The organism is Paenibacillus sp. J31P13, assembly GCF_056269295.1.
The window spans coordinates 761817-773588 of the sequence record NZ_JBWDNR010000002.1; the positions used below are offsets into that span (position 1 = coordinate 761817).

General features: G+C 39.0%; 12 protein-coding genes and 1 pseudogene. 7 read left to right on the forward strand and 6 right to left on the reverse strand.

Going from position 1 to position 11772, the window contains the following annotated elements:
* Window positions 1-414: 414 nt before the first annotated feature.
* Window positions 415-1074, forward strand: coding sequence for a FusB/FusC family EF-G-binding protein (locus tag AC0YOD_RS09815; RefSeq protein ID WP_475799084.1), 660 nt, complete (start codon window positions 415-417; stop codon window positions 1072-1074).
* Window positions 1075-1292: 218 nt separating this feature from the next.
* Here the strand turns inward: AC0YOD_RS09815 and AC0YOD_RS09820 are convergent, their stop codons facing one another.
* Entirely contained in the window at window positions 1293-1622 is a 330-nt protein-coding gene (locus AC0YOD_RS09820) for a hypothetical protein (RefSeq protein WP_475799085.1), read from the reverse strand.
* Window positions 1623-1842: 220 nt separating this feature from the next.
* Window positions 1843-2415: a TetR/AcrR family transcriptional regulator gene (locus AC0YOD_RS09825; RefSeq protein ID WP_475799086.1), complete on the reverse strand. Its 573-nt coding sequence runs from the start codon at window positions 2413-2415 to the stop codon at window positions 1843-1845.
* A gap of 278 nt (window positions 2416-2693) precedes the next feature.
* On the opposite strand from AC0YOD_RS09825, the gene AC0YOD_RS09830 reads away from it, so the two are divergent.
* The 3 genes and pseudogenes from AC0YOD_RS09830 (at window position 2694) to AC0YOD_RS09840 (ending at window position 5340) form a co-directional block, all read left to right on the forward strand.
* On the forward strand, window positions 2694-4130 hold the full coding sequence (locus AC0YOD_RS09830; protein WP_475799339.1) for a DHA2 family efflux MFS transporter permease subunit: 1437 nt from the start codon (window positions 2694-2696) through the stop codon (window positions 4128-4130).
* Window positions 4131-4339: 209 nt separating this feature from the next.
* Window positions 4340-4738, forward strand: a pseudogene (locus AC0YOD_RS09835) (HAD hydrolase-like protein); the annotation flags it as partial.
* Between the two features lie 179 nt (window positions 4739-4917).
* On the forward strand, window positions 4918-5340 hold the full coding sequence (locus tag AC0YOD_RS09840) for a hypothetical protein (RefSeq protein ID WP_475799087.1): 423 nt from the start codon (window positions 4918-4920) through the stop codon (window positions 5338-5340).
* Window positions 5341-5442: 102 nt separating this feature from the next.
* Here the strand turns inward: AC0YOD_RS09840 and AC0YOD_RS09845 are convergent, their stop codons facing one another.
* On the reverse strand, window positions 5443-6717 hold the full coding sequence (locus AC0YOD_RS09845; RefSeq protein ID WP_475799088.1) for an alkaline phosphatase: 1275 nt from the start codon (window positions 6715-6717) through the stop codon (window positions 5443-5445).
* 151 nt (window positions 6718-6868) lie between these two features.
* Window positions 6869-7438: an LOG family protein gene (locus AC0YOD_RS09850; RefSeq protein ID WP_475799089.1), complete on the reverse strand. Its 570-nt coding sequence runs from the start codon at window positions 7436-7438 to the stop codon at window positions 6869-6871.
* An 88-nt stretch (window positions 7439-7526) separates the two neighbouring features.
* On the opposite strand from AC0YOD_RS09850, the gene AC0YOD_RS09855 reads away from it, so the two are divergent.
* On the forward strand, window positions 7527-7841 hold the full coding sequence (locus tag AC0YOD_RS09855; RefSeq protein WP_475799090.1) for a MazG nucleotide pyrophosphohydrolase domain-containing protein: 315 nt from the start codon (window positions 7527-7529) through the stop codon (window positions 7839-7841).
* 114 nt (window positions 7842-7955) lie between these two features.
* Here the strand turns inward: AC0YOD_RS09855 and AC0YOD_RS09860 are convergent, their stop codons facing one another.
* On the reverse strand, window positions 7956-9389 hold the full coding sequence (locus AC0YOD_RS09860; RefSeq protein WP_475799091.1) for an ATP-binding protein: 1434 nt from the start codon (window positions 9387-9389) through the stop codon (window positions 7956-7958).
* A 178-nt stretch (window positions 9390-9567) separates the two neighbouring features.
* On the opposite strand from AC0YOD_RS09860, the gene AC0YOD_RS09865 reads away from it, so the two are divergent.
* Window positions 9568-10110: an isochorismatase family protein gene (locus AC0YOD_RS09865; RefSeq protein ID WP_475799340.1), complete on the forward strand. Its 543-nt coding sequence runs from the start codon at window positions 9568-9570 to the stop codon at window positions 10108-10110.
* A gap of 316 nt (window positions 10111-10426) precedes the next feature.
* Entirely contained in the window at window positions 10427-10768 is a 342-nt protein-coding gene (locus tag AC0YOD_RS09870) for a hypothetical protein (protein ID WP_475799092.1), read from the forward strand.
* Window positions 10769-10845: 77 nt separating this feature from the next.
* Here AC0YOD_RS09870 and AC0YOD_RS09875 read toward each other — a convergent pair whose 3' ends face one another.
* Window positions 10846-11769 (reverse strand): DMT family transporter, encoded by a 924-nt coding sequence (locus AC0YOD_RS09875; protein ID WP_475799093.1) that lies wholly within the window; start codon window positions 11767-11769, stop codon window positions 10846-10848.
* Between the last annotated feature and the right edge of the window lie 3 nt (window positions 11770-11772).

Here is an 11772-nt window from a genome sequence, read left to right on the forward strand (position 1 = left end):
TGAGATGCCAATTAGTTTGATAGTCAAATGGATGACATTAGATAATGCTTTGGAAGTGATGGAGTATTCTGTTCAGGATTATGATGATTACTCAACAAATTTTATGATTTTGCGTGATAAGACTCTACTGGAAAGAGTGGTTGAATTCTTTTCATGTCAAAATTCATGAGGGTTGATCGCTGTGGGTGACACTTGCGGTTAAGGACGGAACTCCCTTATAATTATTATAAGGGAGGCGGTAATTATGGCAAAACATTTTGCCGGAAATAGAGCGACTCATGCAAAGCCTTATATTAGGGCGATCTTTGCATGGGGTGAAACGTTTAAGTAATCGCCTGAGAATGTGTAAATCGGTTCTAATCTTAGGGCTTTGCAGCTTATTTGTTTTTAATTAAAATAAGGGGCTGAAAAGCAATGAGCGAAACATTTATTAGAAACCATCAACACAATGTGATTAAGAAGCAAGTGGGTCACTTGCAAAATGCATGCAACACCGTTTCCGACAGGAAAGTGGTCGAAGCATTGCGAAACGAAACAGAAGCTAAGCTGAGCAGCTTGTTTCCAGAATCGAACGAGCAACAAAAGCAAGTGCTTGGGAACTTAGTGCAACTGCAAAGCACAACGGACTTTCAGAGTTATTTGCGTTCCTTAGAGCCTTATTTAGCGGAATTTGCACATGTGACGGAGAATCAGTTGAAGAAACTTTTTCCGAAGAACAAGAAACTGAAAATACCTGATCTTACCGGTATCGATTATCGATCTGTGACCTATTTGGGTTGGACCGATAATGCATCGAATAGATTGTTCATCGTCTATCCTCTGAACGGAAAGCTCGTCGGCATTGAAGGGAAATACACGCCGACGAATAAGAAGGGTATTTGTTTTGTGTGTAATCGGCATGCTGAGGTTGCTTTATACACTGCGATAACCAAGTGGAAGCCGGCAGGCGCATCATCTGATTATTACAGAGCAATCGGAAATTATATGTGCGTGCAAAGCGAAATTTGCAACCAAAATATTACTGATGTTGAGGCATTGGAGAAATTCATTCATGGAGTGTTAATCGGTCCTTAATGGCCGTATAGCCTAGCATACAGATAATTGTTCCGGAGGGCATTGAGAACTTCGGGGCAACTCTTATTATCATTGAAATGCAAAAAGTGTAGATTATCTAAGTTGTCAGGTGACAAGAAAATATATTAATAAAAGGCCGCGCATTTGCGGCTTTTTTTTATTATTTAAAAATACTCCTGATTTAGAAGAAAAGATAATGGATGTACTAAATGGATTGTCTAATAAGTTGCTAATAATGTGGAACGATGACTATTCAAGTAACGGGGTTGTTTCTTAAAATACACTGCACCACACCATTCATTCAATGGTCGAGCAAAGAAACGTACGGGTGCAACGCCGGCTGATTCAATGTCGCTAAAAAAGACGAGGATCGGTTCCGCGACGACTCCATTGCCGACGATATATAAAGCGCATTTTTTTATGCCGTTATGAAGCGAGACAAGCAGGGCTTGGTCGATTTTGAAGAAGATCATTAACCCATTTGGGCCAGCTTTTTGCGCGAATGCTTGTTGTACCTTTTCCCAGAAAGCATGCTCTTTAATGAGCACGGTTTCGGTATTCCTATCCCAATTCACCATGGGCTAAAGGGTAGAGGATGAATATGTAATGACAGTATATCTGAGAAAATGAATTTAGGGACAAATGAAGTCATGTGATTTTTATGAGGTTACAAAAGCGCATACTGAAAAAGCGCCAATTTATTGGTGCTTTTCAGTATGCGTAGATTATGTAATGCTCTATAGTAAAATTTTGAGAATAACTCCAATTTCAATCGCGACGAGTCAATAAAGAAAATTGCTCGGCTAAATATTGTGGCGTGTAAGGCAGATCATTGCGAAGCCAAGCTACAATGGTGCCAATCAAAGCTGACGAACCGTACCAGGTGGCAATATCTTTTTCAATACCAACTTTTAATTTGGATTTTTTTTCAACTTCTAATATAACGGTCTCCGATAACATCTTTAACAATCGTTCCGTAAAGACAGGCGTTCGTTTAGACCCTAAAACGACTTTGTAGAAGTGAGCGTTATCTGCAAAGAGTTCAAGTAGACTAACCAAAACCGAAGGAGCCTTCCTGTCTTCAGGAGTCGGGATCGGTTGCTTGCTATTCAAGGCATTTTGAATGTCCTCAATCATCTCGTCAGCCATTTTTTCCATCATGTCTGAAATATCTCGATAATGCATATAAAAAGTTACTCGATTAATGGTTGAACGCTCTGCGATCCGATTAACGGTTATTTTCTCAATCTCCATCTCTTGCAATAAATCGACAAAGGCTTCTTTCAGCAGTTGGCGAGTACGAAGAATTCTTGGGTCTAAACGAGGCTTTTTCTGTTCCATATCCAACTCTTCCTTTCTTTAATTTACAATTTGACTCGTTTTTGTAGAATAAATATCACTTAAACTACACAACTACGGTTATTGATAATTAGTTTACACTTCACCCTAAACTGTCACTTGTATGAAATAACATTTTGTTTATAATTTAATTTATGTCTCGTTAATTATCCAACACTTTGTAAATTAAGTCTAGAGAGATATGGAGAGGATGGAGTAAGTTGAGTAAAGGTAAGGAACAAGCAATTAGTACAGTAAAAAGAGGGCCTATTTTGTTTATAATGATTTTAGGTGCCTTTCTAGCGACTCTGAATCAAACCATCATGAGTGTTGCGACCCCTGAACTAATGAAGGACTTTAATATTGTTGCATCTACAGCCCAATGGTTAACCACAGGTTATATGTTAGTTAACGGTGTGCTAATCCCCATTACTGCCTACTTTATGCAGCGCTTCAGTACAAGACAGCTCTTCCAAGCTTCAATGATCATCTTCCTAATCGGTACCATTGTCTCAGCGCTTGCAACAGACTTCCCGGTTCTGCTTACCGGTCGTATGATTCAAGCAGCTGGTGCCGGGATCATTATGCCATTGCTTTCAATGGTCATCTTAACACTGTTCCCGCCTGAAAAAAGAGGAGCTGCAATGGGTATGATGGGGCTTGCTATTATTTTTGCCCCAGCTATTGGACCAGCGCTTGCGGGTTACATTATGGAAAACTATTCTTGGCAAACAATGTTCTATTGCATGATCCCTTTTGCCCTAATTGTTATTGCTTGCGGATTCTTTATATTGAAGAATGTTTCCGAACGTGTTAAAACTCAATTCGATGTTTTAAGTGTCATTTTTTCCACTATTGGCTTCGGAGCTTTACTGTACGGCTTTAGCCGGGCAGGGAGTGCAGGCTGGTCCAGCGCAGAAGTTCTTATCACGATAGCTGCCGGTATCGTATCCCTTGTTCTATTCTCATGGCGTCAGCTAGTATCAAGCAATCCTTTGCTTGATCTGCGAGTATTCAAGTATAATATGTTTTCTTTGACGACAATTATTAATATCGCAGTAACCATGGTCATGTATGCGGATATGATGCTGCTGCCGCTATATTTACAAAATTCACGAGGTTATACAGCCTTGGAATCCGGTTTGCTTATGCTTCCTGGAGCTCTTGTAATGGGCTTTATGATGCCGGTTGCTGGTAAACTGTTCGATCGTTTTGGTGCCAAATGGTTGGCAATTATTGGCATGGTCATTACGATCGTTACAACGCTTGGTTTTATTGATCTAACAGACTCGACTAGTTACACATACCTGTTACTGATGTCTACTGCGCGCCGTATTGGTATGGCTTTGCTGATGATGCCGATCCAAACTTTGGGCTTGAATCAACTGCCAAATCGTTTGAATGCACATGGTACTGCAATTTCGAATACCATTCGACAGGTTGCCGGCGCGGTGGGTACCTCACTACTCATAACCGTTATGACCAACCGGACAAAGACCCATATGACTGATATGATGGCTTCCGGTGGAACAGAGGGCGCAACGCAAGCTCAGATGATCTCGGAAGCAAGCATACTTGGGATAAACGATGCCTATCTTGTTATAGTTGGCATCGGTGTTATCGGATTGTTGCTCTCGTTCTTTATCAAACGTGTTAAACAAGAGGTCGACGAACCATCCCCTGTAGAAATGAAACGAGTTGTTACACAGCAAGCATAATTAAAAAAACAAGACTACTTCCTGGTTTGAGGATGGTAGTCTTGTTTTTTTTGTTGCGCTGGTAGGCAAGGTTTTTAGAAAACTTAAAAAAACCAAGAGGAAAAACATGAATTAAAATATATACATACTTCTCTTTTTGGATAATTTAAACTATCATTCATTTTGGATATGGATGGAACCTTGTTTCAAACGTACAAAACCTTAGAAATAGAGAACTAACTAATAGATATTTTTTAGAAAAGTTAGTGGAGAATATAAGAAATGGAAGAGGAGCTTTATATCCGCATGTAGAGGAGGTTTTCAGTTATTTAAAAGAGCAAAAATGTTCAATATTTATAGCGAGTAATGGTGTGAAGGAATATTTAAAGGCTATTGTGATTTATTATAACTTGAATAAATGGGTTGCTGAAACATTTAGTATTGAACAAATAGAATTGCTAGATAAAGCAGTTTTAGTAAAGGTTATTATGAAAAAATATCATATCAAAAATAGCGAAGGAGTCGGAGACCGTCTATCTGATATCCATGCGGCAAAAGAAAATGGTTTAGTTGCAATTGATAGTAATTTTGATTTTGCACAGGATGAGGAGCTTTCTCAGTCTGATTAGGTAATCGATGACTTAATAGAACTAAAAACAATCGCAGCTCAACTTTCCGTTTGTTCGATATGCCTAAATGAGATATCTCAGTATATCGCAACAAAAACGGGGTTTTATACGTATAAATATGGGAGTGGCTGGTAATTCATTAGTCTTGAACTGATTCCAAAAGAAAGGTGAGTGGAATTATGAAAATAAGAAAAATATCTTATATTATCGTTTTCACTGTGCTGGTTGTTCTAACAGGATTAGCTCTATATTCTGAACTAGGTTTGGATTATCCTAATAATTACGGAACGACAATTTCTAAGAATGACTACCTGACTAAAGCTTCAGAAGGTATATCTAACTACCCTGTTAACGAACAAGGAGAAACCTATGCTCAAGGACCATTCCCTGCTGGACGTGATTTAGGACCTGATTTAATTAAAGCTGAGGGGGAAAATGGTGTAATTGGATACGTAAAATCCTCCGATTTAGATGCTCCGGTGTCTTCACCTGAAGAAGCAATAGCTTATATGAAATCCATAGAAAATGTTGACTACATATCCATTCCTTTGTATGAAACTGATGGCAAAACGGTGATTGGTGAATTTAGACTTGGGAATTAATGAAGAAAATAAGGGGCAGTCTAGGACTTTAATCTCACGACCTTGACTGCCGCTGTTTCGATTATTGAGGTCAGTCTAACACTATATTTCACTTGAACGGTATTATTTTTTTACTTTTAACCCCATTGCCTGTATGAGCTTGTGAAATACATCCGTATTTTCGTAGATGCCAGTAAATAATTCAGCATTTTGACCCATTGCAGTAATCGGAATATCAACACCAGTATGACCTGAAGTAGTCCAATCCACAACAAAGTTAAATTTACTGTTTGCAATGGCGAATGGACCATCTTCTTTGGAAATTCCGTCACCAGATTCATCGTCCTCATTAACTTCCTCGATAGAGAAGCCGCCCGTTTCATGATCCGCTAGGACGAGGACAAGTGTATTTGGATTTTTCTTAGCATAGTCTTTGGCTACTTGAACGGATTTATCTAGCTCTTGGCCTGATTTGATTGTCATTTTAGCGTTGTTTTGATGAGCAAATTCATCTGTTCCTTCTTCCTCGACCATCAGGAAAAAGCCCTTGTTATTGGTAGAGAGCGTATCTATGGCTGTTTTAGTCATCTCTGCAAGAGAAACAATAGGATTATAAATATCACCTTCGCCTTCTGGTCTTTGTTGGAACATTTCTTCATTTGCAAAGAGACCCAGAAGCTTACCTTTCTTTACCTTTTGCATATCCACTTTTGTTGATACATAACTATATCCTAATTGTTTGGCTTTGTTTACCAGATTCCCTTGCGTACCTTTGCTTTTCTCAGTAGGATCTTCAGAAGGTTCGTCTTGGAATATCCCCGGCTCTCCAGCTGGATACCAAAAATCTTCGCCACCACCAAGAATGACGTCAACTTTGCTTTGTGTTATCAATTGCAAAGCGATGTCACTTTGTTTTGAACGGTCGTCAACATGCGCACCGAACGCAGCACCTGTTGCATCGGTAACCTGACTTGTCGTTACGATTCCTGTTGATTTTCCAGCTTCTTTGGCGTATTCCATGATCGTTTTTACTTTTGATTTGTTTGCATCAACGCCAATTGCTCCGTTATACGTTTTTACACCACTGGCATATGCTGTAGCTGAAGCAGCTGAATCGGTTATCGGGACAGTGGAGCTCGTATGTAGCAATCCAACATATGGCATCGAATCCATTGCTGAGTTACCTTTTAAACCTACAGTGGCAAGTCGAATCGCATCACGTTGAGCTGTTCCCATACCATCACCGATGAACAGGATTACATTTTTCGTTTTTGCTTGCGAGGATGCTGCATCGGCTTGATTAGGCGATTGTGAGCTTATTATGCTCGTCATTAATAGGGCAGTAGCAGCAGCTCCTACTATTACAGGCTTTAACCTATTCCTTTTAAAACGTTTCATAAATTCCCTCCTAATGTGAGTTTTACTTTATTAGAGTAGAACAATTTCATTAAGAGAGTATCTTCGTCATTTCTAGATATTGTAAATAACAAGAAAAACCCGACAGGGGATTTGTCGGGTGTTGATCAAGTTAGGAATAGCCACTTAGAGATTACTTTGCGTATGTTTTTATTTTAGGTGGGACATATGCTGCGAATTTTTCTAGTAATGCTGATGGTTCCTGATCAACTAAGGCCATTTGACGATACTGATCCTGTAAAAATTGTTGCCCATTCATATGGTCAAAAAATGAAATCAGCAGATCATAATAATGGTTAACATTCAATATGCCACATGGTTTTTGATGCAAACCAATTTGGCTCCAAGTAAATACCTCGAAAAACTCTTCTAGTGTACCAGGTCCACCTGGAAGCGCAATAAAGCCATCTGCAAGCTCCACCATTTTGCTCTTTCGCTCGTGCATGGAATCCACTGTGATTAATTCGGTTAAGTTTTTGTGCGAAATTTCACGTTCTTCAAGCAGCTTTGGAATTACACCTATAACTTTACCGCCCCTTTGCAGCACAGTATCAGCGAGTATGCCCATAATACCAACACTAGCACCACCGTACACTAAAGTAATACCGCGTCTTGCTAATTCTTCACCTAATTGAATAGCCCCTTGTCGGTATGCATCTGAAGATCCGAAACTAGAACCACAAAAAACGGCTATTTTGTTCATAAAATTAACCCCATTCCAAAAGAATTATCATTTATAATTTATTAAGTATAATGATATTTTGGTATTTTTAAAATAGGGGGATTTGAAAATGGACGTAAATGCATTTCAACAATGGGTGAAAACATATTATGAAGAGCGAGGTTGGTCAGAGCTCGATATCTTCATCCGAATAGGTTTTTTAGCAGAGGAAACAGGTGAGGTAGCACGAGCAATTAGGGCGTTAGAAATTGGACGAGATCGTCCAGATGAAACCACCGGCACTTATGCTGAAAACAAACAAGAGCTAATAGAAGAACTTGGTGATGTATTAGGAAACCTAATAGTGATTGCTAATAAGTATGACGTTAGCCTTGAAGATATTTTTGAATCTCATAAAAAGAAATTAACCAACCGTTATAAATAAAGCTTGAAAAATAACCATCATATTAGAAGACCCTTAGAATGATTTCGGAAAACAGTTAGGTTATCCGATGAAATTCTCAGGGTCTTATATATTTCTTTTGGAATTAGTTGAAATTTAAATATTATCTTCGTCAGGCTCAGTAATCTTGGGGAGAATTACGCTGAAAGTTGTACCTTGCTGAGGTATACTCTCTATGGCAATCGTTCCGCCATGATTATGAATGATATTATGTGTAATGATAAAACCAAGACCTGTTCCTGTATCCTTAGTCGTATAAAAGGGCTTGCCAAGCGCTTTGATTTGATCTTCAGTCATACCGCAGCCCTCATCTTGGATGCTAATCCGAGCTTCGTTTTCAGAAACTATAGCATGAATATATATGTTTCCTCCGCTATTCATAGCCTCCATCGCATTTTTTAGCAAATTTATGAACACTTGCTTCAATTGATTAGCTTCACCATTGATCCACACGGATTGTTCAGAATAGAGTGGAAGAATCTCAATGTTTTTCAGTACAGCTTGTCCATTCATTAATGTAATGACTTGTTCCAATAATGGTATGAAATTGAGGGGTTTACTGATATGTGCGGTTTGAGGCTTAGATAAAACTAATAGCTCGTTGACAATAAATTCAATCCGTTTCAATTCTGATTCAATAATGGTGAAATATTGATCTTTTTTTTGTTCGGAAGAGCGAAGCAGCTTCATAAAGCCATTTATGGCCGTAAGCGGATTTCGAATTTCATGTGCGATTCCAGCTGCTAATTGCCCAGCAGTTGAAAGCTTCTCAGATTGCATAAATCGTTCTTCTTCAAGCTTCTGCTCCGAAATGTCTTTGAATATGCCTAGTACAGCTTCTTCACCGTTGTATGTAATTGGTAATGAAAACCCGTCCACATATTTCAGCTGGCCATTTAAGCAGCGGATGAGATAGCAGTCAGAGCCGATCGTTTTATCTGTGCTATATTTTCTTCTACGTTCTGTAAGTATGGGATAATTGGATTTATCTACAATATTATTCGTATGTATGCCTGATAAATCATCTAGACTGGAGGCATGAATTAATTCCAAACCCGCTGGATTTGCATATATGATCACTCCGAGCTTGGTAATAAGAACGGACAAGGGCAAACCCTCTAGAAGCTGCTGGAAAGAGTCCTCTTTCTCATGAAGATTGGATTCCGCAGACTGCAGCTGGATCTCCATATGCCTCATCATGGTCTTATTCTCAAATTGAGTAAAGTAATAAAGAGGTGTTCTATTATTATCTCGAATAAGAGAAGAGCTTATTTCCAGAGATAAACGGCATCCTGAAGGATGGTTATAATTACACTCGATTCGTTGATAATCTATGTCTTGGGTTTGATTATTTTTGTTTAGCGAGATAAATTCAAGGATTTCCTCCTGCAGCTTATCTTGATCAAACCCAAGAAGATCATGTAATGCAGAATTCGATTTTAGAAGCGTTCCATCGCATGAAATAAGAGCCATACCAATCGCGGCTTTTGAAAAGGCAAAGTCATAACTTTGATATTCATTTATTAGCACGGAAAGCCTCCTCACTTATATTTTCCAAGTATGGGTTTAGATTATAGTATAATCGAATTGAATTGAAGTAGTTTCTTTTTTTTCTTTTTTGTGTATCTGTAAAGATAGAAGCTTTACAAAGAAAATGAGCATCGATTTAGAATTGTTTTCCTATTTAATGAATAGGACGGTGATAAAGATGAAAGCACTCTTAGTGATTGATGTGCAAAACGGTATTGTTAATTTTGGTGATTTCAAAGAAGAACTTTCATTAATGAAAAGCATGATTAAGAATTTCAAAAATAGTAGTAGTCCTGTGATTTTTATAAGGCATCTAGATGATTCGGAGGAGAGTCCGCTTTATAAGGGTTCTGTTGGCTCTGAGGTGCTTCCTTCATTAAAAGACTATGCTGATTATATAATTGAGAAACAAACACCAAGTTCATTCTTCAATACGGAACTCTCACACACATTAGATGAGTTAGGTGTCGATCATCTCTTTATTACTGGTTTTGAGACTGAATTTTGTTGTATGTTTACAGCAATAGCTGCATTTGATAGGGGATATAAAGTGACCTTTATTAAGGATGCAATGGGTACAAATAATACGGATGAAACGTATGACATGAAGGGATTGGACGTAAGTGAATTTGTTGGAAAGGTTCTCAAATGGTCTAGTGTTATTGAAGTATTAAACTGCGGGGAATATGTTAATAAATACAAAGTCGAAAATACAATTTAAGATGAAGCCTAGTTGGGGGACGATGATTCTATTACCCAAAGTCCGTGACATTTAGATCTGGAAATTATTCTTTTAAGGACGAATAAATGATGGGGGAACTTAACAATGAGTAAAGTGAAAATGCATGATTGAAGTACGCTTGATATAGAAATTCATGGATCTGGACCAAGCTTATTTCTTCCTGTAAATCCCCAACCAATTGAAGGCTCAAAGGCTGATGAAATGCGAAAGTGGGGAGTAGATCAGGCTTTAGGACGTTCACTTATAAATGGACTTAGCGATAAATACCGTGTAATTGCCTTTGACTATGAAGGGCATGTCCTACAATCACCTAAAGGTGACGAAGAGTGATGCCCAGACAAAACAATTTGTCACCTTATACGAAGAGTTGCAAAGTTTCAACGATAGAGAATCCCAAGGAAAGATATCTTGTCATCGGCTTTGCTTTGCAGGAGCTGCGGATAAAATCGAATACGGTGAACGTTGGGGTAATGCGGTAGTGGACATAGTTGGACCACTTCTAAACCAACAAAAAGAAATGGAAGCACTCAGTTGGGATGTTCATGTGCTTGATGGTCTCGATCATACAAAAGCTATGCAAGCTGCTAATGTACTCTCAATTTTACGTCCTTGGTTAGATGCTAGGCTATTAGCCTAGTGTCTTTTTTTATGTATATTTGGAACATTAGCCAGCCCCTGAGGGAGCTGGCCATCGAGTTATTTTTGGCTTTAGTCTTACTCGTTTTTCACAACAGCACTTAATCTTCGTTTTAATATCAATTGCTTCAATGCGCCCGCGTTCACAATTACTGTTCCAGCAATGATCGTGATTACACCAAGTAATGAGATCCAAGAGATGGTCTCCTGATAAAAGAGTACGCCCACCCCGACAGCAATCGGAGGTGATATATAGAGCCAGGTGGATGGGAAAACCGGGTTTGTCTTGGCTACGAGCCAGTAGAACAAGGAATGTCCTACCATAGAACCGATCACGATCAGATACAGCAGAGAACCTGCCGCCTTGAATGTTAGAAATGTTTCGGGATGCACACTTTCGGTGGCTAGAGATAGAATGAACAACAATGCTCCGCCATACATCATTTGCGCAGCATTCATTGCGATCGGTGATTCATGGGACATACTGTTGATTACTTTTTTAGAGTAGAGTGTTCCTGTTGCATAAGCACATTCCCCTATTAATATAGCGATGCAAGCGATAAGCCACAATGAAGAGACTTTCATTGATAAATGAGGCAGAACGAGCAGTAATACACCAATGAAACCGATGATGCAACCGTATAGCGCATGCAGTGGAGCCTTTTGACGAAGAATAGTCGTTTGTAATAGTAAAATCATGATCGGACCAGTAGCTGAAAGTACGGCAGCTAGTCCAGAAGATACATATTGCTCAGCCCAGTAAAGAGTAGAGAAGGTTCCAAACGTCAATGTTGCTCCAGTAAATAACAGTTCTTTACGCAGCAGCAAGGAAAAGCTTGCCTTGCGCTTCCACACCATCCATAGAAAAAGAATTGCACCAGCTAGAAAGAATCGCAGTCCCGCAGAAAAGAAGGGAGGCGCTCCGGCATCTACGCCAATTTTTATTGCGAGAAAGGTCGTACCAAATATAAGACATACAAGTGCATAAGCCAAAAAAATCATGTT